This is a genomic window from Natronococcus sp. JC468 (genome assembly GCF_012163165.1).
Taxonomy (GTDB): Archaea; Halobacteriota; Halobacteria; order Halobacteriales; family Natrialbaceae; genus Natronococcus; species Natronococcus jeotgali.
This window is the reverse complement of record NZ_JAAVUO010000004.1, coordinates 45,325-67,687: the sequence shown is the minus strand read 5'-3', so window position 1 is coordinate 67,687 and position 22,363 is coordinate 45,325. Positions and strand designations below refer to the sequence as shown.

The window sequence follows — 22,363 nt, the reverse complement described above, 5'->3', positions numbered from 1 at the left end:
CCCTCACCACGATGGACAATCGCTCGAAGACCCTGGACGCGGCCGCCGCGATCTGTTACGTCGCGTTCGTCTTCGCTGGCGTGTACAAGAGCGCCCCGTTCCTCGAGTGGGTCCCGATCGACCTGACCGCGCTGCTCGGCTCGGCGGCGCTCGCGGTCTCCGCGGCGCTGGTCGCCCGGGGCGGAATCGCGCCGACGGTGCCGTCGCTCGTCGTCCCGACCCTGTTCGGGCTCTTCGCCGGGTACGCCGTGCTATCGGGACTCTGGACGCCGAGTACCGAGTACTACTTCTCGAAGTCCCTCCGGCTGGTCGCCGTGACCGGACCGGCGCTGGGTCTGGGTTCGGTCGTGATCGCGACGTCGGCTCGACGGCTGCGGTACGCCGGGTTCGCCACCGCGGGCCTCGCGTTCGCGACCGCCCTCGAGACGCTCTCTCGGTACCGCCTGGCCGGCGCCGGCGCCGAGCTCACCCCGTTCGGCACGAACTACCTCATCACGGGACGGGCGGTGGGGCTGGGGCTGTTGCTGGCGGTCAGCTACCTCGTCCTCTCCCGCGAGGACCGAACCCTCGCCGCCGCGGCTGCCGTCGGCGCGGTCCCGATGGGGTACGCTCTGCTGGTCGGCGGGGCCCGCGGTCCGACGGTCGCCGCGGCGGGAGCGATCGGACTGCTGGTTCTGGCCGGGGTCGCCCTCGGCACGCTGCCGAACGGTCGGCTCGCCCTGATCGGGTACGTCGCCACCGGGTTCGTCTCGCTGATCGCCCTCGTCACCGTCGCCCGACAGCTGCGGGTCGTCCAGCGCCTCCTCACGCTGGTCGACGGCCCGGGTCGGTCGCTCGGGCTCCGCCTCGAGTACTGGACGGACACCCTCGCGGCCCTCCGCCCGGGCGCGCTCCTCCTCGGGGAGGGACTGGGCGCCTGGCCGGTGCTGGTGACCCCCGGGGCCGACGTCCGGTACTACCCGCACAACGTCGTCCTCGAGGTGCTGTTCGAGCTCGGAGTCGTCGGCCTCCTGGCCCTCGGAGTGTTGCTGGGGTACGCCGCCTCGCACCTCGTCCGGGAGTGGCTCGCCAGCCGCGACCCGACGCATCTCGTCCTCGCCGTCTTGTTCGCCTACATGCTGGCGAACGTGCTCGTTACGGGGGATCTGAACGACAACCGCTACCTGTTCGCGATCGTCGGCGCGATGGCCTACGACGCCGGGAGCCGTCGATCCGACGCCGTTCGTTCGGCGCTCGAGGGTCGGATCGCGTAGCCGTCCTCGAGGGCGGAGCGGGCGCGACGCGGACGAACGGATCCGACGACTACCGGGTCGGCTCGGTCCGGCGGCCGAACAGGAGGTAGCCGATCGCGGCGGTCGCGAGCACCGCGCCGATCGACCAGTCGAACAGCGTGTACGACTCGAAGAACTGGTGGATCGCCCAGCCGACCGCGAGCGCGAGCATCGCGACGTCGACCCGCCGGTAGTCGAGCGTCGCGGTGGCGACGCTGCCGGCGACGAGCCCGACGTAGGCGAGCCCGCCGACGAGGCCGGTCTGGACGAACACGGCGAGATAGGAGTTGTGCGGCGTCGGCGCCGCGTCGCCTGCGAGGTAGGGTTCGATGGCGACGCTGGGCGGACCGCTGCCGTGGCCGAAGAGCAGGGGGCCGTCGACGATCGCGCGCAGGCTCGCGGCCCAGAGTTCGAACCGGCCCGAGGCCGTGACGTCGACGGCGCCGACGGCCATCCCCGCGAGCACCCCGGCGACGGCCAGGACGGAGCCGACGACCGCGATCGGGACGGCGCGGCGACCGACGGCCACGGAGGTGCCGTAGATGCCGACGGCGACCGCGGCGGCGAGCATCGCCGCGCGGGCGTTCGAGAGGAAGAGCCCGAGCCCGCAGACGGCGGCGAGGACCCCGGCGGCGGTCGCCCCGAGCGGTCGGCGGGCGACCACCGTGCGGTGGAACTCGACGACTGCGGCGACGAACCCGCCGAACGCTACCAGTCCCAACCCGTTCGGGTTCGGGAAGATCGACCGTAGCGTCGGCACGTCGGGATCGATCCCCGGAACGCTCGGCGAGGAGGCGGGGTACTGGCCGACCTCGAAGATCCACAGCGAGTACTCGCCGACGGCGTAGGTCGCAAGGCCCGCCAGAACGACAAGTGCCGCGAGCTGGGCGAGGAGCCAGAGAAACGCGCGCTCGGGGACGAGCCGGGGAATTACGAAGAGACCGCTCCCCATCAACGTCGCGGCCCAGATCGGCCACCGGGACTGCGAACTCGAGGGAACGAACGCGAGGGTGTGTGCGAGGTAGAGCCCGGTTAGTACGGCGAAACAACCGACGGCCGCCCACTGGCGGGCAGTGAACCGCCTGGCGTCGCCGACGACGAGAACGTACGAGACCGTGAGCGCGAACGCGAGAACGATCGCGAACGCCCGGTTCGGACCGAACCCGAACCCCGGGGAACTGGTCTGGTAGACCAGTCCGAGGAGGGCGAACGCGATTCCGAGGACCGAGAGGAGCGCCGCCTGGCGGTGTTGGCTCTCCCGATAGGTGGCGACGGCGAGACGCGCCCCGAGGATCACTCCGAGGACGATCGCGGCGACCGATAGCTGCCACGCCAGGACGGTATCGGTGGTGTGCGCGACCACCACGAGAGCCAGAAAGAGACCGAACAGCCCGTAGACCGCGCCGTCGACGATCCGATTCCCGGCCACTCGTCGGGAGAGCGCCGTCGACGGATCTCCTGTAGCGGTACTCACTGGACTAGCAATTCGACGGATCCAATAAGTATCTACTTCATCGCCGCCCTCGCACCGTGACGGCTCGGCCGTGCGGACTCGTAACCGGGAGCTCGGACGAAAGCGAGCGGCTCGGACGTCCCCGCCCCGCCTCGAGACGACCCCCGAAGGCGGTGCCGACCCGATGCGCGACCGACAGCTCGCCGACGGGGACAGTCACGAACGCGTACCGATCCGTACCAGAACGTTATTGTAACAAGAGACTTACCACTTAGTATCAATGCAAGCCGTCGTACTCGCCGCCGGAGAGGGAACGCGACTGCGCCCGCTGACGGAGGACAAACCGAAGGGACTCGTCGAGGTCGACGAGAAGCCGATCATCACGCACTGTCTCGACCGCCTCGTCGAACTGGGCGCAAGCGAGTTCGTCATTGTGGTCGGCTACCTCAAGGAGAAGATCATCGACCACTACGGCGATGAGTACCGCGGGGTGCCGATCACGTACGCCCACCAGCGCGAGCAGAAGGGACTCGCCCACGCCCTGCTGTGCGTCGAGGAACACATCGACGACGACTTCATGCTGATCCTGGGCGACAACATCTTCGAGGCGAACCTCGAGGACGTCGTCCGTCGCCAGCAGGAGGATCGCGCGGACGCGGCCTTCCTCGTCGAGGAGGTCCCCTGGGACGAGGCCTCGCGGTACGGCGTCTGTGACACCAACGCCTATGGTGAGATCACCGACGTCGTCGAGAAGCCCGACGATCCGCCGTCGAACCTCGTAATGACCGGATTCTACACGTTCACGCCCGCGATCTTCCACGCCTGCCACCTCGTCCAGCCCTCCAACCGCGGCGAGTACGAGATCAGCGACGCGGTCGATCTGCTCATCCAGTCGGGCCGGACGATCGACGCGATCGGGCTGGACGGCTGGCGGATCGACGTCGGCTACCCCGAGGACCGCGACCGGGCCGAAGAACGATTGCAGGGGAAGGTTCCGGCCGAAGCCAGCTCGGACTGAGTTCGTCTCGGCGCCGAGTGGCTCCGACGGTATTCGAGCGACCGCCCGTTCGCCGGCGCGCTCGAGACCGACGATCGAATCGCGTGAGCGGTCGACGGCGGCCCGCACGTCCCGCGTTCAGTCCTCTCGTCGAACCAGAAGGTAGCCGATCGTGATACTCGCCAGGGCGCCGCCAATCGACCACTCGAAGAGGGTGTAGGACTCGAAGAACTGGTGGACCGCCCAGCCGACCGCGAACGCGAGCGTCGCGACGTCGACCCGTTGGTAGTCGATCAGCCCCGCGACGACGCTGCCGGTGACGAGCCCGAGGTAGGCCAGCCCGCCGACGAACCCGGTCTGGACGAGCACCGTGAGGTAGGCGTTGTGCGGCAGGGGTGCCCCCTCCCCCTGGAGGTAGGGTTCGATGACGAGGTTCGCCGGGCCACTGCCGTGGCCAAAGAGCAGGGGGCCGTCGGCGATCGCACGCAGGCTCGCGGTCCAGAGTTCGAACCGGCCCGATGCCGTGATGTCGACGGCGCCGACGTACATGCCGACGAGCAGTCCGGCGGCGCCGAGCAGCCCCGCGACCGAGACGACGGGAACGGCGAGGCGACCGCCGACGGCGTAGGCCGAGTAGATCGCGACCGCGATCGCCGAGGCGAGCATCGCCGCGCGGGCGTTCGAGAGGAAGACGCCGGCGGCACAGAGCCCGGCGAGCGCGAGCGCGAGTCCCGCGCCCAGCGGACGGCGCTCGAGGACCGATCGGTGGAGCTCGACGGTCGCGCCGACGAGTCCGGCGAACGACACCAGACCGAAGGCGTTGGGGTTCGGGAAGATCGACTGCAGCGTCGTGACGTCGACGTCGACCAGCGGCACCGACGGCGTGCCCGACCACTGGCGAACCTCGAAGATCCACAGCGAGTACTCGCCGACGGCGTAGGTCGCGAGCCCGACCAGTACGAGAACCGCCGCCAGCCGCGGGAGAACCCAGAGATAGACGCGCACGGGAACGAGCCGGGGGACGACGAAGAGGTTCACCCCCAGCACGGCGGCGGCCCACAGCGGCCACCGCGACTGCGTGCTCGAGGGATCGTACTCGAGGGTGTGGACGAGATACAGCGCCGTCAGCACGGCGAAACAGCCGATGGCGGCCCACTGACCGACCGTGTACCGCCTGGCGTCGCTGACGACCAGAAAGAAGGCGACCGTGGCGCCGAACGCGACCGCGATCGCGAGGGGTCGATTCGGTCCGAGGCCGAGCCCCGGCGAACTGCTCTGGTAGAGCACGCCGAGGACGACGAACGTGACCCCGAACACCGAGAGGACGGCTGCCTGGCGGCGCTCGAACTCGGGATAGGCGTCCGCGGCGAGCCGACAACCAAGCGCCGCACCCAGCAGGACGCCGAAGGCGGCGACCTGCCAGGCTACCACCAGGTCGGTCGCGTACGCCAGCAGGATCAACAGCAGGTGGAGCCCGAACAGCGCGTAGACGATCCCGTCGACGAGCCGATCGGCGTCCCAGTCCCGGGCGAACGGCGTCGCCGGCTCGCGTTCGACAGCGCTCACGATTCGATAATTACCGCCAGTCAATAAATATCTATTCCAGAACCTGTCGTCGACTGCGACGGTCGCGCCGGAACCGAAACTCCGGGCGCCCGATCGAACCGTCGCCCTGCGATCGGGTGCCCGCTCGGGGCTCGAGGACGCGGCCGAGACGGAGGCCACCGGGCGGCGAACGTGTATCGGATCGTATATGTTTTGAACCTCGACCGTCTGCTCTCGAGCAATGCGCGTTCTCGTAACCGGCGGGGCCGGATTCGTCGGGGGCAACCTCGCCGAGTCCCTCGCTCGGGAGGGACACGACGTGACGGTGCTCGACAACCTGGATCCGTACTACGATACCGGAATCAAGGAACGAGCCGTCGACGCCGCGGCCGCCGCGGCCGAGAGCGGCGGCGGGGCCTACGAGTTCGTCGAGGGCGACGTTCGGAACGCGGCGCTCGTCGAGGATCTGGTCGGCGACGCGGAGATCGTCTACCACCAGGCCGCACAGGCCGGCGTTCGGACCAGCGTCGACGATCCGCAAAAGCCCAACGAGATCAACGTCGGCGGCACGCTGAACCTGCTGGACGCCGCGCGGAACGCCGATATCGAACGGGTCGTCCTGGCGAGTTCGTCGTCGGTGTACGGGAAACCGGAGTATCTCCCCTACGACGAATCCCATCCGACGACGCCGGTCAGCCCCTACGGAGTCTCGAAGCTGGCGGCCGATCAGTACGCCCGCGTCTACCACGAGGTGTACGGGTTGCCGACCGTCTCGCTGCGGTACTTCACCGTCTACGGGCCGCGGATGCGGCCGAACATGGCGATCTCGAACTTCGTCTCGCGGTGTCTGAACGGGAGACCGCCGGTCGTCTACGGCGACGGCTCCCAGACGCGCGATTTCACGTACGTCGACGACGTCGTTGACGTGAACCGGGCGCTGCTCCGGGACGGCTCGGCCGACGGCGAAATTCTCAACGTCGGCAGCGCCGACACCATCACTATCCGGACCCTCGCGGAGCTCGTCCGGGACGAACTCGCGCCCGACCTCGAGATCGAGTACGCCGAGGCCCGCGAGGCCGACGCCGAACACACCCACGCCGACGTCGGGAAGGCCACCGAGCTGCTCGGCTACGAACCCTCGACCGACGTCCGCGAGTGGGTCCGGAAGTTCGTCGACTGGTACCGAAGCAACCGGGAGTGGTACGAGCCGCTGGTGCTCGACGCCTATAGTAATAACTGAAACTGTTTGCACACCGATCGCGCAGTAGTCGTGCGATCGGGTGCGCACTGACTTTCAGTGGCTACTACAGCCCGAACCAGTAGCCTTATTCTCGGCTGCCCGGATAGCGTTCGTGAATGTCCCTCGCCGCGAAGATTCGGTCCGGACTCGAGGCGGATCTCCTCTCCCGTCTCGCGACCAACCTCTCGAGCGGGCTCCTGGTCGTCGTCCTGGCCCGTCTCCTCCGGCCCGACGAGTACGGACTGCTCTACCTCGCGATCTCGGTCTTCTCGATCGCCGCGGTGGTCGGCCGACTCGGCCTGGGCAAGTCCGCGGCCCGGTATCTCACCGAGTACGAGGAGAGCGACGCCGGACAGATCCCCCACGTCGTCGAGACCGCGGCGGTCGCGCTGGCGATCACCCTCGGGGTCGCGACGCTCGCGCTCGCCGTCGCCCGCGGACCGATCGCGGCGCTGCTCGGCGAGCCCGGCCTCGAGCCGCTGTTGCTCGTCGGCGCGGTCTACGTCGCCTCACACGGGCTGGTCAACGCCGGGCGGAACCTCTGTCAGGGGTTCAAGGAGATCGAACGGGCCGCCCACATCACGCTCCTCGAGGCGCTCGTCCGGCCCGCCGTCGCGGTCGGACTCGTCCTCGCCGGCTTCGGGGCGGTCGGCGCGCTCGTCGGCTATGTCGTCGCCTCCGTCCTGGCGGCGGCGCTGTTCGCGGTCGTCCTCTACCGGCGCTCCGCGAGCGTCGAGCGCTCCCCGCTCGAGGGCGGCCTCCGCCGTCGAATCGTCGAGTACGCGATGCCGATCACGCTGACCGAGAACGGCAGCGCGGTCATCAAACGCGTCGACGTCGTCCTGATCGGCGCCTTCCTGACGCCGCTCGCGGTCAGCTACTACGTCGTCGCCAAACAGATCACGACGGTCCTCAAGTCGCCCGCGAACTCGCTGGGGTTCGCGATCTCGCCGCGGTACGGCGAGCAGCTCCGGCGGGGGAACCTCGAGACCGCGTCGCGGCTCTACGCCGAGGCACTGACGGGCGTGCTCGCGTTCTACGTGCCGGCTGCCGTCGGGCTGGCGATCGTCGCCGAGCCGACGCTGACGCTGCTGTTCGGGTCCGAGTACGCCGGCGGCGCGATAGTGTTGCAGATCCTGACGGTCTACCTGGTCGTCCAGGCGGTCTCCTACGTCACCAGCGGCGGGCTCGACTACCTCGGCCTGGCGAGGCGTCGCGCGTACGCGAAGGGGGCGACGGCGGTCGCGAACCTCCTCCTGAACCTCGCGCTCATCCCGCCGATCGGGATCGCGGGCGCGGCGCTCTCGACGGCCGGAACGTACGCCGCCTACGTGGCGGCGAACGTCTACCTGATCCATCGTGAGCTGGCGCTTGACTGGTGGGCGATCGGTCGCCGCTGCGCCAAGGTCGCCGCCGTCACGGGCGCCATGACCGTCGCCGTGGCGCCGCTCGCGCCCGCGATCGGCGGATTCGTCTCGCTGTTCGCGGTCGTCGCCCTCGGCGCGGCGGTCTGGCTCGGCGCGACCGTCTCCGTCGGTCTGGTCGAGCGGCGGCAGCTGCGGTCGGCGGTTCCCTTCTGAACCCCTCGCCCGCCCGCGGGTGCGCTCGAGGCGGCGACGATCAGTCCCGCGCGACCCCGAGGACGTCCCGCCAGCGGATCGACAGCCGACCGACGTGGGCGAGTTCGGGGTGGTCGTCGAAGGGGGTCGACGACCCGCGGCGGGCCCGCCACCACCGCTCGTGGACCGCGTTGATCCGTACCGGGATCGCCTCGAGCCCCACCAGCCGCGCGGTCACGAGTCGGTGGAAGCCACAGGAGTTGAACACGAGCGCCCCGTCGCGGCCGACGTTGACCGCCACCTGGTCGTACCTGTCGGCGGTGCGTTCGGTCCCCGAGTCGCCGCGGCTCGTCACGACGCCGCGTTCCCGGATCGAGTCGAACAGCTCGTCGAGGTACGCGCCGTAGCCGTAGTCGGCGTAGAACTCGGCCTCGCGCTCGGGGTAGCCACACTCGCGCAGGCGCTCGCGGGTGAGTTCGTCCGCGTCGATCTCGCCCTCGTAGTAGCCACGGAGCAGCCGGTACTTCGGGCTCTCGGCCAGCGGTTTCGCCTGCAAGTCCCACGGCCCGGACTTCACCCGGCCGGCACACCGGTACTTGGTCAACACCGCGTACTCGAGGTAGGTCTCGATCGCGCCGGGGTCGACCCGACAGATCGGAAACGGCGGGAACGTCGGCCCCGTGATCGAGGACGGGAGCGCGTCCCTGAGCTTCAGCCGGAGGAGGTTCCTGTCGATCATCTCGGAGCGGACCGACGCGATCCCGCTTTCGCACCGCGTCGGTTCGGGACCGGGCGGGGCTCGCGTTCGGCGGCGTTCACGGCTCGAGTAGCGCCTCCAGACCCATAGCTCCCGGTGGTCGCGGGTCCGCGGGCCGCTCGGGGTCGTCCGTGGAATCCGATCGCGGACCTCTCGTGGAAGCGACAGGTTGAATACGGCGGGGAAATCCCACACTGTATGCGCGTCAGCGTCGTGATCCCGACCTACGAGCGACCCGGCTTCCTCGAGGGGGCCGTCCGAACCGCGCTGGCCCAGACGTGCGACGACCTCGAGGTGGTCGTCGTCGACGACGGCTCCGAGCGAGCCTACGCCCGGGAGGTCGTCGCGACGTTTCCGGACCGCGTGAGCTGCGTCGAACACGACGAGAACCGGGGGCTCTCCGCGGCGCGCAACACCGGGATCGAGCGTGCGAGCGGCGAGTACGTCGCGTTCCTCGACGACGACGACCGCTGGCACGAGATCAAGATCGAGCGCCAGGTCGAACGGATCGAGGCCGACGACCGTCCCGGACTGGTGACCTGTCTCTCGGTGTCGGTCACCCCCGAGGGAGAGGTCATCCACGTCGAGCGCGACGCGCCCGACGGCGACCTCGCGGCGCCGATCCTGCGGAAGAACCTGATCGGTTCGCCCTCGCGGGTCCTCGTCCGCGCGTCCGTCCTCGAGGACGTCGGCGGGTTCGACGAGGACCTCCCGACCAAGCAGGACTGGGACCTGTACATCAGGCTCTGCCAGCGCCGACGGGTCGGCGCGGTCCGCGATCACCTCTGCTTTCGAACCGCCCACGAGAGCATGTCCAGCTCGCCGACGGCCGTGACCCGGGACTACCGGGCCGTCCTCGAGAAACACGAGGATCTGATCCGCGAGCGGGGCTACTGGACGTCGGCGAAAGCGGCCATCGCCGAACGCGCCGGGCGGGCCTACCTCGACTACGGTGAGTTGCGAAACGCCCGCAACGCGCTCCGGGCGTCGGTCTCGGCCGAGCCGACGAAACGCCGGGCGGCGCTGCTGGCGCTGTCGTACACGCACCCGACGGTGGTTCGGTCGGCCGTCGCCGCGACGCGGTACCTGCGATCCAAGCGCGGTCCCGACGCCTTCGAGTACAGGGAGCGTCTCGACGGCGTCGCCGGCGCGTAACCGATCGACGCCTTTAGGGTTCTGATCGGAAATCCCTCGAGTCGTATGCCTCGTGTCCTCGCGGTCCTCGCACACGTCAGCGCGACGACCTTCTCCGCCGAACTCTCCGAGGCGCTGGCGGCGATCGACGACCTCGAGGTGACGATCGTCTCCTACTACGACGCCTCGAGCGCGGAGACGGCGATGGCGCCCGACACCGCCGTCGACCTCGTTCCGCTCGGCGCGTCCTCGCGGTTCGATCCGACCGCGATACGCCGGCTCCGGTGGGCGTTGCGGACGCGGTCGTACGACGTGGTTCACACCCACCACAACTTCATCGGCTCGCTGGCCCGGCTGCTCGCACCCCGCGGGACGCCGATCGTCGACACCGAGCACGCCGACCACGAGCACCACTACTCGCTGCCGCAGGTGCTGGTCAACGCCGCGACGCTCCCGCGGGCGACCCGCGTCGTGGCCAACTCCGAGCGAACCCTCGAGTCGCTGTCCCGGATCGAGCGGCTCGGACGGGACGACGACCGGTTCGCGGTGATCTACAACGGGATCGACACCGACCGCATCGACCGCGTCCTCGCGGAGTCGACGAACCCCTACGCGACCGACGGGCGACGGATCGCGACGGTCGGGCGGCTGAGCGAGACGAAGAACCAGGCGACGCTCCTCCGAGCGTTCGCGGCGATCGCGGACGACGCACCCGAGACGCGGCTGACGATCGTCGGCGACGGTCCCCTGCGCGAGGACCTCGAGTCGCTCGCGGGCTCGCTGGGGGTTCGGGACCGCGTCGAGTTCACGGGGTTCGTCGACCGCGAGGACGTCTACCGCATCCTGGCCGCGAGCGACCTCTACGCTCAGCCCTCGCTGTCGGAGGGGTTTTGCGTCGCCCTCGTTGAGGCGATGGCTTGCGGGCTTCCGGCCGTCGTCAGCGACTTACCCGTGCTTCACGAGGTCGCCGGCGACGCCGGCGTCTTCGTCCCGCCGACCGACGCCGAGGCCTTCGCCGAGCGGACGCTGGGGCTGCTCGCGGACGACGGCCGCCGCGCCGAGGTCGGACGGCGCGCGGCCGAACGCGCCCGCCGCGAGTTCCCGATCGAGGAGACCGCCCGAGCGTACGCCGAGCTGTACGCGGACCTGCTCGAGTCGTAGCCGACTCCGGTGCGACCGGAACCGCTTTCAGCGGGACCGAAAACTAGTCGACCGTGACGGGGGTCGACGACGGCGCGACGGTGGAGTTCTTCGGCGTCCCGGGCGTCGGCAAGTCGACGCTCGCCCGCCGGGCGAGCGAGCGCCTGGCGGCGACGCGGACGGTGACCGAACCGACCTACGAGTTGGCCCACGAGGTCTCGACGGCGTCGCGGTACCGCGGGAAAGGGAGGTACGCCGCCTCCGCCCTCGCCCGCCGTCCGCGGCGAGCCCTCGAGGCCGCACGACTGATCGCTGCCACCGACCAGCCCTCGCGGCGCGCGCTGGGGAAGCTGGCGTTCAACTGGCTGTACGTCGACGGTGCGGTCGGCTCGCGGCCCCAGGGGGAGCTGCGGGTGCTCGACCAGGGGCTGGTCCAGGCGGTCTGGTCCGTCGGGCTCGGCGCCGCGCGGGACCGCACTCCGGAGCTGTGTAGGCTGGCCGTCGAGGCGCTCTCGCGGTCGGGACCCGCGCTGGTCGTGCTCGTCGACGCCGACCCGGAGACGGTTCGCGACCGGCTCGCCGATCGATCGGGCGGGGACACCCGCCTCGAGCCCGACGAGGACTCGGTGCGCACGGCGTTCGCACTCGAGCGACGCATGGAGCGACGGCTTCGCGAAGAAGTCGCCGACGCGCCGACCGTCGACGTGCTCCGCGTCGAGAACGAGTCGCGGGCGGACCTCGAGGACGGCGTCGCCGACGTCTGCGACCGCGCGGCGTCGCTGCGGTGACCGGGCGCTCGCCTCGACCTTCGCGCTACTCCCGGAGCGACCGGAGCGCGCTCGTCGTCGCCTCGACGGTCGTCCGCCAGTCGGCGGCCGGTTCGACGACCCCGCCGTCGCCGCGTGCCGGCCGCGAGAGCTGGTCGCGGATCGCCGCCGCGAACCCGTCGACGTCGCCGACGGGGACGGTGGCGCCGGCGTCGCCGACGACTCCCGAGAGCTGCTCGAGGTCCGAGCAGACGACCCGGACGCCCGCGGCCATCGCCTCGAGAACCGTTCGGGGCACGCCCTCGGTGCGGCTCGGCAACACGAGCACGTCAGCGCTGCGGTAGACGCGGGGCATCTCCTCGTAGGGGAGGTGGCCGAGAAACGTGACGCCGTCGCCGGCTCGCTCCTCGAGGGAGTCACGCAGCGGCCCGTCGCCGCAGACGTACAGCGTCGCGTCCGGGCGGCTCTCGCGCACGCGCTCGACGGCCTCGAGGGCGTCCCCCGGTCGCTTCCCCTCGACGAGCCGGCCGACGAACAGTACGGTCGGCCCCTCGGCGTTGACGCGTTCGCTTTCGGAGCCGCGGGGTCCGAACCGCTCGGTGTCGACCCCGTTCGGGACGACCTCGACCGGGATCCGGACGCCGATCTCGCGCAGCCGCCGTCGGTCGGTGTCGGTGTAACAGAACGCGAGGTCGGCCCGGTTGAACGTCCACCGGCCGAGCGTTCGGAGGTACCACTCGAAGAGTTGCTCGGGCGCGGTCTGGGAGTAGAGCCCGTGGTTCGTGATCGCGAGCGGGGTCTCACCGAGTCGGCGCTTCAGGGCCGCCAGATTCGTCGAGAAGTACAGGTGCGAGTGGGCGTGGACGACGTTGAACCCGCTCTCCTCCCGGAGGTATCGCGCGAGCCCCGCCGAGAGTTCGTTGCCGAGCGGGCTGACTGTCGGCTCGTAGCGGACGACGGTGTAGCCGTCGCGCTCCTCGAGGTGGGGCGCCTCGGGGTCGCGCCGAACCGTCAGCACCGTCACGTCGTGGCCCATCGCCGTCTGATCCCGGCTCATCGCGTGCACGTGGTAGGCGCCGCCCCCGTTCACGTCCGGATAGGCCTTCTGGGCGACCCGCAGGATTCGCATCGGTCGATCAGTTTCTGGTAGGTCGAGCGCCATCCGAACCGTCAGTCGCTCCCCGCGAGTGTCGCGAGTCCCTGTTCGAGCGGTACCGTCGGCTCGTACCCGAGTTCGGTCCGGCCCCGCTCGACGTCGGCTCGACTGCGCTGGATGTCGCCGGGGCGGGGGTCGCAGTGGACGATCTCGGAGTTCGACCCGACGACCTCGCGGATCGTCTCGGCCAGTTCCCGGATCGTCACCGACGAGCCGGTACCGACGTTGAACGCCTCGCCGACCGCGTCGGTCGTCGCCGCCAGCAGGTTCGCCTGCACGACGTCCGAGACGTGGACGAAATCGCGGGTCTGGGTGCCGTCCCCGTCGATCGTGATCGGCTCGCCGGCCTGGGCCTGCTCGAGGAAGACGCCGATGACGGCGCTGTAGTCGCCGCCGACCTGTCCGGGACCGTAGACGTTGAAGTACCGCAGGGCGACCGTCTCGAGGCCGTACAGCTCGTGGTAGAGTCGCGCGTACTCGTCGACGGTCGCCTTCTCGAGGCCGTACGGCGAACTCGGCGCCGTCGGGTGGCCCTCGTCGATCGGCGTGTACTCGGGACGGCCGTAGATCGCCGCGCTCGAGGCGACCACGACGCGGGCGTCTTCGACCCGGGCGCGCTCGAGCAGCGCCAGCGTCCCGTCGACGTTGACCGCGTGGCTCTCGAGCGGAGCGGCGACCGATCGCTCGACGCTGACCAGCGCCGCCTCGTGGAAGATCAGGTCGACCCCGTCGGTCGCCCGCGCGAGAGCGTCGTCGTCTCGGAGGTCGCCCTCGATCAGGCTCGCGTCGGCGGGGACGCGGTCGCGTCGCCCGCTCGAGAGGTCGTCAAGTACTCGCACGTCGTTGTCGTCGACGAGGGCGTCGACGAGGTGGCTTCCGATGAACCCCGCGCCTCCCGTCACCAGAATCGTCTCTCCCGTCGGGGGATCCGGTATCTGACCTGACATTAGCTGCTACGTACCCCTTCGTCGCCCTCGTTATTTAATCGTTCAGACACGAGATCGACGACGTCGACCGCGACCGACCGTATCTGCCGGACGACGAGCTCGAGGTCCAGCCACAGCGACTGGCGGCGGACGTACTCGAGGTCGCACTCGAGTTTCTTCGCGGGTTCGAATCCGGTGACGTCGTTGATCTGTGCGATCCCCGTTAGTCCCGGCTTGACGAACCAGCGCTTCGACCAGTCGATGTCCTCGGTGTCGATCTCGCGGTCGATCTCCGGCCGCTCGGGTCGGGGGCCGACGACGCTCATCTCTCCGCGGAGGATCGCGAACAGCTGGGGAATCTCGTCGAGGTGGGTTTTCCGGAGGACCCGACCGACGCCAGTGACGCGGGGATCGACGCCGCCGGCGTCCTCCGCGCTGAGACGAGCGCCGTCGTCCTCGGCGTCGGTGACCATGCTCCGAAACTTCGAGACGGAGAACGTTCGGCCGAGCGTCCCCGTGCGGATCTGGCTGTAGAGGATCGGCCCTGGGGAGTCCAGCCGGACCGCGAACGCGACCAGCACGATCAGCGGCGCGAGCGCGACCAACCCGACCGCGGCGAAGGCGATATCGAACGCCCGCTTCGCGAGCCGACCGTACCAGGGCCAGGGTCGGAGCCGGACCCGTACCAGCGAGTCACCGACGGACCCGCACGCGAGGACGCAGTCGGCCAGCGAGTCGTGGACGAGCGCGTCGACGCCGTGGTGTCGACACGTCCGCAAAACGCCGAAACACTCCTCGCGATCCCCGCGCTCGAACGCGAGGACGACGGTGTCGACGTCGCGTTCCCGGAGGGTTCGCTCGAGTTGCGAGAGGCCACCGAGGCTGTCGGTGCCAGTGACCATCCCGATTCGGCCCGCGCGCCCGTCACTCGGGAGCCCCCCGTCGGTCGTGACGATCTGCTCGTCGTCCGAACGGCTGGCGACCGACGCTTCGGGATAGGCGGTCTCGATCGGTCGTTCGGTCATGACGGGCGAGAGAAAGCCGAGCGGTACCACGGGGAGCGAGAGAATCGAGGACTTGATCAGGGCGGGATCGTCGCCGACGATTAGCACCCGATCCGGCTCGTTTCGGCGTCGACAGCGTCCGTACCAGGCCGGGAGCGAAACCGCGAGCAGGAGTCCCGCAGCGACCGTCGTCGATACGGGCGGAGCGTTCGCGCCGACGGCCGCGAGTCCGATCAGCGCGAGGCAGGCGAGACAGAGCTGTCGCCAGGTGTTCGCGAGCACCGTCGCCGCCGAGCGCGGTCGGGTGGCGTACAGCGGGATCAGCGCGACGCCGACGATCCCGGCGATCAGCGCTGCCTCGAGGAGTCGTTCGCCGACCCCGATCGGCGTCTCGGTCGGGACGCTCGCGACGAACCCCGCCGTGAACGCGAGCAGCAGCGTCCCCGCCGCTGCAGCGTCTCTGTACCCCCGACCTAGTAACATTCGACATGACTACTCCCCCAGACATCATATTAAAGCTTGTGAGACTGTGTAATATATTATTACGTTACAGTCAAGACCTTCTACATATCGAAAACTGCGGCTTACGTATCAGCGGTCTTATGTCACCGTTAACGAGCGAACGAACCGATCCCGTTCGACACCCGACGACGAACGAGGACGCGACGCCGCCGTCTCGCACGGCTCGAGCAGCGCCGAGCCCCCGTTTCGAGGCCGCGCTGCGAGCGGCGCGAGTCGCGCTGTTTCGGCGGAGACAACTTTCAGTTGCCATGTTATGTGACCATTACTAACCACAGTGCCGACCGACGAGACGGTATGGATCGACGAACGTTCCTTCTCGGCGCCAGCGTCGCGTTCACGACGATCGCCGGCTGCGGGAGCGCCGACGACGCGGACGCCGACGAACCGAACCAGTCGGAGGAGATGGAGGAGTCGCTCGAGAACGAGGCGGAGAACGAGACTGCGGAATCGGCCGGGAACGAAAGCAATGCCCCGGTCGACGATAATTCGTCGGGCGACCGCAACCAGAGCGGGAACGAGAGCGCGACCGAATCGGCGGCGGAGATCCCCGGTTTCGACCCAGCGGCGTTCGCCGTCGACAGCGACGCGCTCACGATCGAGGAGATCACCCGCGACGGCGAGACGGTCACCGTGCGGGCGGAGGCGAACACTCTCGATCGCGAGGAACTCGAGCGCGAACTCGAGGCGGCCGGTCAGACGTTCGTCGACGCGATCGACGACGTCGCGGCGTTCACCGAGGCGGTATCGACCGTCGAGTGGGACGTCCGGTACGGCGGTAGCGAGCTCGCGGAGTTTTATATCGAGTCCGAGTGGATCGCGGCCTACGAGGCGGGGGAGCTCTCGGAGTCGGAACTGGCCGATCGGATCGCCGGAACGGTGTCGATGGCCTGATCGTTCCGGCGGAGCGAACAGTAATAAACCATATCCCGCGATATGAAATCGGAAGGCGTTTCCGATCGGATAGGCACGATCGGCTTCGGTTCCCTCCCGTCGCACTAGCGAGGCCGTTCCGGCTGTGTCCAGGGGGACGGTGGCGAAGTTCTTGCCGCCACCGGGGGCGCCGACGGGGTGGAACCCGAGCGAGCGTCGCGACGCGCACAACGGAGCTCGAGCGCGGTCTCTCCGAGAGCGACCGACGCCCGATCCGTAACCTCTCGGCAATCGGACGGGTCGAGGCCGCCGAAACGCGTCCCCTCTCCGGACCGGTAGGTGGATCAACGTTCATTACCGTCCGGGCTGAACCGTGCGAACGGATGCCACGATACGCCTGCGCCGAACGGCTCGAGAAGCGACCGCAGCGCCCGGAATCGACGACGACCGTCCGTCGGGGGTGGCGGCAGTGACCCGCGACACCACCGAGATCACCGTTGTCGGCGAGGACGTCTCAGGGGTGCTCGCGGAGCTGGCGACCGCCCTGCTCGAGCGCGGTGTCGAACTGCTCGAGCTGGATCGGACCGCCCGCGAGGGAACGTCCCGACTGACCGTCCGGGCCGACGCCGGGTCGATGTCGACCTCGCGGTCGACGCTTCGGTCGGAGCTGCGGGCACTCGGCGACGAACTCGACGTTGACGTGCGGGTACGCTTTCCCTCGAGCTGCGAGGATCGATCGATCGCCGTCCTGGTCACCAGGGAGAGCCACTGCCTCGAGGCGCTGCTCGAGGCCCGGGCCGAGGGCGAACTCGGCGCGGAGATCGGGGTCGTTATCGGCAACCACGACGATCTGCGTCCACTCGCGGCCGAGTACGGCGTGCCGTTTCACGACATCGGCGACGAGGGCGGTACTCCGGACGAGGACGAACTGCTGGAACTGCTCGAGGAGTACGGGATCGACCTGATCGCGCTGGCCCGGTACATCCAAATCCTCTCGCCGGAGGTCGTCTTCCGGTACGAGGATCGCATCATCAACGTCCACCCCTCGCTGCTGCCCGCCTTCCCCGGTGCGGCGGCCTACCGCCAGGCCCTCGAGGCGGGGGTCCGCGTCGCGGGCGTCACCGCCCACTACGTGACCACCGACCTCGATCAGGGACCGATCATCGCCCAGCGCGCCTTTAACGTGCCGCCCGGGGCGACCGAGGCCGACCTCAAGGCGCGCGGCCAGCCCCTCGAGGCCGACGCCTTGCTCGAGGCCGTCCGGCTCCACCTCGAGGACGAACTCGCCGTCGCGGACGGCCGGACGGCACTCGAGCGGCCGGAACGTTCGGGCGCGCAGCTCGGCGCGCCCGAGGAACTGGACCGCGCGAACCCCGACGCGCCGGTCGACGACGGCAAGACGTTCGCCGGCGACGAGCGGGACAGCGCGGCCGTTGCGGACGACTAGCGCCGGTACCGCCGTTCCGTTCTGCGACCGCGTTCGTCGGTCTCGAGCGAGCCGTCTCCCGTTCGGTTTCGGCACCGTCCGCTCCGCGTTCAGTCGGAAATCTTACGTATCGTGGACGAAAACTCACGCTCGCAAGATACTTACTCGGGGTTCCCGCTACTCGTCGTATGGCGTTCGACCAGCCACTCGACCGGACAGCGCCGAGCGTTTCCGACGCCATCGATCGCGAACGCGATCGTCAGGAGTCGACGCTCGGGATGATCGCATCGGAGAACCACGTCTCGGCGGCCGTCCTCGAGGCACAGGGCAGTGCGCTGACGAACAAGTACGCGGAGGGGTACCCCGGCGAACGGTACTACGGCGGCTGCGAACACGTCGACACCGTCGAGGAGGAGGCGATCGAGCGGGCGCGGGACCTGTTCGGCGCCGACCACGTCAACGTCCAGCCCCACAGCGGGACCCAGGCGAACATGAGCGTCTATTTCGCCGCCCTCGAGCCCGGCGATACCATCCTCTCGCTGTCGCTGTCACACGGCGGCCACCTCTCGCACGGCCACAGCGTCAACTTCTCGGGGCAGCTCTACGACGTCGAGCAGTACGAGGTCGACCCCGACACCGGGTACGTCGACTACGACGAGCTCGAACGGCAGGCCCGCGAGACCGAGCCCGCGATGATCGTCAGCGGCTCGTCGGCGTACCCCCGCGAGTTCGACTACGAGCGCATCGGCGAGATCGCCGAGGCCGTCGACGCCTCCCACCTCGCGGACATCGCCCACGTGACGGGGCTCGTCGCCGCCGGCGTCCACGCCTCGCCCGTCGAGCACGCCGACTTCGTCACCGGGAGCACCCACAAGACGATCCGCGCGGGGCGGGGCGGGATTGTCATGTGCGACGAGGAGTACGCCGACGCGGTCGACTCGGCGGTCTTCCCTGGCGCGCAGGGCGGGCCGCTGATGCACAACGTCGCCGGGAAGGCCGTCGGCTTCGCGGAGGCTCAACGCGACGCATTCGAGCGCTACGCCGAGCAGGTCGTCGCGAACGCGCAGCGACTCGCCGAGAGATTCCGCGAGCGCGGACTCGAGCTGGTTAGCGAGGGTACCGACAAACACCTCCTGCTCGTCGACCTCCGGGAGTCCCACCCCGAGCTCACCGGGAAGGAGGCCGAATCGCTGCTGAGCGACGTCGGGATCGTCGTCAACAAGAACAGCGTTCCCGGCGAGACCCGGTCGCCGATGGTCACGAGCGGGATCCGCGTCGGCACCCCCGGACTGACCACGCGCGGATTCGAAGCGCGGGAGATGGAGACCGTCGCCGACTGCATCGTCGACGTCCTCGACGCGCCCGAGGACGAGGCGGTCGCCGACCGCGTCGCCTCGCGGGTCGACGAACTCTGCGAGGCGCATCCGATCTACGGTTGACATCCTCCCCGCCCTGAAGGGCGAGGATTCCCACGTTGGGATATTGTGGTTTACGACGTGACCCGTTCTTGAGGTGCGAACGCACCAGTTTCCTTGTCAAACAGGAACGTCGATGGCTGTGCCAACCAGCCGTTACTCCTATCGCCGCCATCCGTGGCGGGACTCGGAGATACTTTCTGTCGAATGTTCTCCGCACCGTTCACATCTGCGTTCGCCACCATACCACACTCAACGCAGATGTACAGCCCACGTTCAACACGATTCGCGTCGCGCTTGCAACCACAACACGAACACGATTTCGAGGTATCTCGCTCGGATACCTCCTCAACCGAGATGCCTTCCATCTCTGCTTTGTATTCGAGGAGGTCGGTGAATCGCTCGAACGGCCACGAGTGCAGGTCGAGGTTGCCGTGCTTGCCCCAGCTCTTCGACTCACCGTTTTCCTCGTCTTCGCGGATACCGGAGAGGTCGCCAACCACAATCGTTCCAACACCCTCCTCAACACACCGCTGAACGATGTGTTTCGAGAGGGTATGGAAGTAGTGGGTGCGCCGTCGAGACTTCTTCTGGTTCAACCGCGTGGCCTGCTCGGAGTCGGAGTCGTCACAGCGAGCGATACGCTTACTGAAATAGTAGTCGTCCTGCTTCAAGCAATTCAACGGGTACAGCTCGCTGTGACCGTCTTCGTAGGCGAGTGCAGTGAAGTTGTTGATACCGAGGTCAACACTCACCGTCTTCTCACCGGGTGCTTCAGCCACCTCGATTTCAACTTTGCACACGAAGTGTAGTTCCCACTCGTCACCCGTCCAAACTGTCCGAACCTGTTGTATGCTCTCCACGGTAGAGAGGTCAACGTCGGGTCGGGTCTGGTATTCGCAGAGGACGAAATCCGACCAGTACTCTTTCAAGTTCGAACCTTTGGAGAGTCGGACTCGGTTGTACTGAGTATCGAGTTTGAAGCCTTTGTTCTTGAATGTGACCGTTGAACGCGGGTGTTCGTCTCCGTGTTTTCGGTAGCCGGGTGGGTTCGCTCTCGTGTCTTCGTTGCGTCGTTTACCGTACCAGCCGTTGAACGCCTCAGCGAGTTCTTGAAGGACTCGCTGACTTGACTGAGAATGAAGGTCATCGTAGCGTTCGTGCGACTTGAGGTACGCGGTGAGTTCGTCGTGTTCAGGGATGTAGTCGATTCTACTTGAGAGTATGGATTGCGCAGCGTGGAATATCCAGCCGTGCCATCGGGCAGTGGGTTGCGTAGTTTATTGTCGGATTCATCCCCGCCCTGAAGGGCGGGGCTTTCTCCTTGAACTCTCGTAACCGAGGCGATCGCCTCGAGGCACGGTCTCGAGGCGGTTCGCGAGTAGTCTCCGGGGAGCCGCCGAACTCCCGGCGAGTCGTCCACGTCGTCGATCCCGTTTTCGGACGCCGACTCCCGCGCGAAGCGACTGCGCCGGGGATCGTTCGTCCGGTTTCCGGCTCAGTCGTCGGACGGATCCATCGACTCCGTCTCGCTCTCGGGGGCCGTCGCCTCGAGGTCGGAGGTGCCGATCGAGAGGTCGTCCTCCTCGCGCAGGAACAGGGGTCGTCGGGCACCGCAGGCGGCGACCATCGAGACGGCCGCGAGCAGGGCGATGATCGAGAACGGGCCGCCGGTGATGATCGCGGCCTGCTGGAGGGCGTCGACGCCGCCAGTGACCATCAGCAGGGAGGCCAGCGCCCCGATGAGAGCGCCCCAGATGACGCGGTTGATCGTCGAAGGCTCCTCGGCGCCCCCCGTGGTCAGCATGCCGAGCGCGAGCGTCGAGGAGTCGGCCGAGGTGACCAGAAACGTCGTCACGAGCACCAGAAACAGCACGGTCAGGAGCCCGCCGAGCGGCAGCGCCTCGAACAGCGGGTACCCCGACCCCGCCTCGCCGAGCTCGCCGACGATAGTAAGGATGTCGGCGCGACCGCTGTCCTGGAGGAAGATCGCCGTTCCGCCCATCGTCGCGAACCACGGCACCGTAATCCCGGTCGAGGCGATCACGCCCGTCACGGCGACCTGGCGGACCGTCCGGCCCCGCGAGATCCGCGCGATGAAGAGGCCGACGAACGGCGTCCAGGAGAACCACCAGGCCCAGTAGAAGATCGTCCAGTCGCCGACCCACTGGGAGACGCCTGCGCCGCCCGCGGCTCCGGAGCCGGTGTAGAAGCTCATCGTGATGAAGTCGTTGACGTAGGCGCCAAGCGCCTGGGTCCCCATCGACATGATCTGGGTCGTCGGTCCGAGCAGGAACGTCGCGACGGTCACGAGCGCGAACAGCGCCATGTTGAAGTACGAGAGCCGCTGGATCCCCTTCCGGATGCCCAGCGAGACCGAGAGCGTGAACGCGACGGTGAGCCCCGTGATCACCGCCACGGTGCCGGCGTCGCCGACGCTCGCGCCCGTCGTCCACTCGATGCCGACGAGGAACTGGCTCCCGACCAGTCCGAGCGTCGTCGCCACGCCGCCGATCGTGGCGAACACCGCCAGGACGTCGATCGCCTTCGCGAGCGGCCCGTCGAGGTTCTCGAGGCCGACCCACGGCGCGATCACCGTCGAGATGCGAAGCGGCGCGTCGTACCGGTAGGCGTAGTACGCGATCGGCAGGGCCATCACCACGTAGGCGGTCCAGGCGGAGACGCCCCAGTGGAAGAAGGTGTACTGGATCGCGCCGACCGCGGCCTCCGAGGACCGAGCTTCGGCGCCGACGAACGGCGAGACGGTGTCGTAGTGGAAGACGGCCTCGGCGGGTCCCCAGAACACGATTCCGGCGGCGATTCCCGCCGAGTACAACATTGCGAAGTACGCGGGGAAGGAAAACTCCGGCCGCTCGTCGTCGCCGCCGAGTTTGATGTTCCCCCACGGGCCGAAGATCAGGAACCCGACGAACGCGACGAGGACGAACATCGCGACCAGGTACCACCACCCGGCGGTGGTCCAGAGGACGTCGTTTACCGCGGCCATTCGCTCCGACGCGGCGTCGGGCCGCAACACGAACGCCAGCACGGCCGCGGCCGCGATGGCGAATCCGACGACGAACACCGCGACGTCGAGTTCGTCGACGAACCGCTTCAGCGGTCCGGTCGAATCAGCTCCCGCCACGGGCTCTCACCTCCGCCCCCCGGAGCGGTCGGGGTG

At 68.5% G+C, this 22,363-nt stretch carries 17 protein-coding genes and 1 pseudogene; 10 read left to right on the top strand and 8 right to left on the bottom strand.

Going from position 1 to position 22,363, the window contains the following annotated elements; translation table 11 throughout:
- The first annotated feature begins 11 nt into the window (after window positions 1–11).
- Complete coding sequence (locus tag GWG54_RS03865; protein ID WP_167936522.1) at window positions 12–1,253, top strand: O-antigen ligase family protein; 1,242 nt, start codon at window positions 12–14, stop codon at window positions 1,251–1,253.
- Between the two features lie 49 nt (window positions 1,254–1,302).
- Here the strand turns inward: GWG54_RS03865 and GWG54_RS03860 are convergent, their stop codons facing one another.
- Window positions 1,303–2,745 (bottom strand): O-antigen ligase family protein, encoded by a 1,443-nt coding sequence (locus GWG54_RS03860; protein ID WP_312854249.1) that lies wholly within the window; start codon window positions 2,743–2,745, stop codon window positions 1,303–1,305.
- Between the two features lie 259 nt (window positions 2,746–3,004).
- On the opposite strand from GWG54_RS03860, the gene aglF reads away from it, so the two are divergent.
- On the top strand, window positions 3,005–3,742 hold the full coding sequence (gene aglF / locus GWG54_RS03855; protein WP_167936521.1) for a UTP--glucose-1-phosphate uridylyltransferase AglF: 738 nt from the start codon (window positions 3,005–3,007) through the stop codon (window positions 3,740–3,742).
- A gap of 117 nt (window positions 3,743–3,859) precedes the next feature.
- Here aglF and GWG54_RS03850 read toward each other — a convergent pair whose 3' ends face one another.
- The gene (locus tag GWG54_RS03850; protein ID WP_167936520.1) at window positions 3,860–5,287 is read right to left on the bottom strand and encodes an O-antigen ligase; all 1,428 of its coding nucleotides are present in this window, start codon (window positions 5,285–5,287) and stop codon (window positions 3,860–3,862) included.
- A 220-nt stretch (window positions 5,288–5,507) separates the two neighbouring features.
- On the opposite strand from GWG54_RS03850, the gene GWG54_RS03845 reads away from it, so the two are divergent.
- Both GWG54_RS03845 and GWG54_RS03840 read left to right on the top strand, forming a co-directional pair.
- Window positions 5,508–6,506, top strand: coding sequence for an SDR family oxidoreductase (locus tag GWG54_RS03845; protein ID WP_167936519.1), 999 nt, complete (start codon window positions 5,508–5,510; stop codon window positions 6,504–6,506).
- A 116-nt stretch (window positions 6,507–6,622) separates the two neighbouring features.
- Window positions 6,623–8,086: a flippase gene (locus GWG54_RS03840; RefSeq protein ID WP_167936518.1), complete on the top strand. Its 1,464-nt coding sequence runs from the start codon at window positions 6,623–6,625 to the stop codon at window positions 8,084–8,086.
- 40 nt (window positions 8,087–8,126) lie between these two features.
- Here the strand turns inward: GWG54_RS03840 and GWG54_RS03835 are convergent, their stop codons facing one another.
- A complete protein-coding gene (locus tag GWG54_RS03835; protein ID WP_167936517.1) occupies window positions 8,127–8,804 on the bottom strand; it encodes a hypothetical protein in 678 nt (225 codons plus the stop codon).
- A gap of 216 nt (window positions 8,805–9,020) precedes the next feature.
- Between GWG54_RS03835 and GWG54_RS03830 the strand changes: the two genes are divergently transcribed.
- Genes GWG54_RS03830 through GWG54_RS03820 form a run of 3 tightly spaced genes read left to right on the top strand, consistent with a single transcriptional unit; the run spans window position 9,021 to window position 11,884 of the window.
- The gene (locus tag GWG54_RS03830) at window positions 9,021–9,977 is read left to right on the top strand and encodes a glycosyltransferase (RefSeq protein WP_167936516.1); all 957 of its coding nucleotides are present in this window, start codon (window positions 9,021–9,023) and stop codon (window positions 9,975–9,977) included.
- 45 nt (window positions 9,978–10,022) lie between these two features.
- Window positions 10,023–11,117 carry a glycosyltransferase gene (locus GWG54_RS03825; protein WP_167936515.1) on the top strand — a complete coding sequence of 365 codons (1,095 nt, stop codon included), beginning with the start codon at window positions 10,023–10,025 and terminating at the stop codon, window positions 11,115–11,117.
- A gap of 53 nt (window positions 11,118–11,170) precedes the next feature.
- On the top strand, window positions 11,171–11,884 hold the full coding sequence (locus tag GWG54_RS03820) for an AAA family ATPase (RefSeq protein ID WP_167936514.1): 714 nt from the start codon (window positions 11,171–11,173) through the stop codon (window positions 11,882–11,884).
- Window positions 11,885–11,909: 25 nt separating this feature from the next.
- On the opposite strand, the gene GWG54_RS03815 is transcribed toward GWG54_RS03820, so the two are convergent.
- Genes GWG54_RS03815 through GWG54_RS03805 form a run of 3 tightly spaced genes read right to left on the bottom strand, consistent with a single transcriptional unit; the run spans window position 11,910 to window position 15,432 of the window.
- A complete protein-coding gene (locus GWG54_RS03815; protein WP_167936623.1) occupies window positions 11,910–12,992 on the bottom strand; it encodes a glycosyltransferase family 4 protein in 1,083 nt (360 codons plus the stop codon).
- A gap of 41 nt (window positions 12,993–13,033) precedes the next feature.
- On the bottom strand, window positions 13,034–13,966 hold the full coding sequence (locus GWG54_RS03810) for an NAD-dependent epimerase/dehydratase family protein (RefSeq protein ID WP_167936513.1): 933 nt from the start codon (window positions 13,964–13,966) through the stop codon (window positions 13,034–13,036).
- A complete protein-coding gene (locus GWG54_RS03805; RefSeq protein WP_167936512.1) occupies window positions 13,966–15,432 on the bottom strand; it encodes a sugar transferase in 1,467 nt (488 codons plus the stop codon). The genes GWG54_RS03810 and GWG54_RS03805 overlap by 1 nt, the downstream gene beginning before the upstream one ends.
- A 333-nt stretch (window positions 15,433–15,765) precedes the next feature.
- Between GWG54_RS03805 and GWG54_RS03800 the strand changes: the two genes are divergently transcribed.
- The 3 genes from GWG54_RS03800 to glyA all read left to right on the top strand — a co-directional run bounded on the left by GWG54_RS03800 (window position 15,766) and on the right by glyA (window position 19,206).
- Window positions 15,766–16,362, top strand: a complete 597-nt coding sequence (locus GWG54_RS03800; RefSeq protein WP_167936511.1) for a hypothetical protein — start codon at window positions 15,766–15,768, stop codon at window positions 16,360–16,362.
- 448 nt (window positions 16,363–16,810) lie between these two features.
- On the top strand, window positions 16,811–17,788 hold the full coding sequence (locus GWG54_RS03795) for a formyltetrahydrofolate deformylase (protein WP_312854252.1): 978 nt from the start codon (window positions 16,811–16,813) through the stop codon (window positions 17,786–17,788).
- Window positions 17,789–17,955: 167 nt separating this feature from the next.
- Window positions 17,956–19,206 carry a serine hydroxymethyltransferase gene (gene glyA, locus GWG54_RS03790; protein ID WP_167936510.1) on the top strand — a complete coding sequence of 417 codons (1,251 nt, stop codon included), beginning with the start codon at window positions 17,956–17,958 and terminating at the stop codon, window positions 19,204–19,206.
- A 50-nt stretch (window positions 19,207–19,256) separates the two neighbouring features.
- Here glyA and GWG54_RS03785 read toward each other — a convergent pair.
- Window positions 19,257–20,393, bottom strand: a pseudogene (locus GWG54_RS03785) (RNA-guided endonuclease InsQ/TnpB family protein); the annotation flags it as partial.
- Window positions 20,394–20,680: 287 nt separating this feature from the next.
- On the bottom strand, window positions 20,681–22,327 hold the full coding sequence (locus tag GWG54_RS03780) for a BCCT family transporter (RefSeq protein WP_167936509.1): 1,647 nt from the start codon (window positions 22,325–22,327) through the stop codon (window positions 20,681–20,683).
- Window positions 22,328–22,363 lie beyond the last annotated feature (36 nt).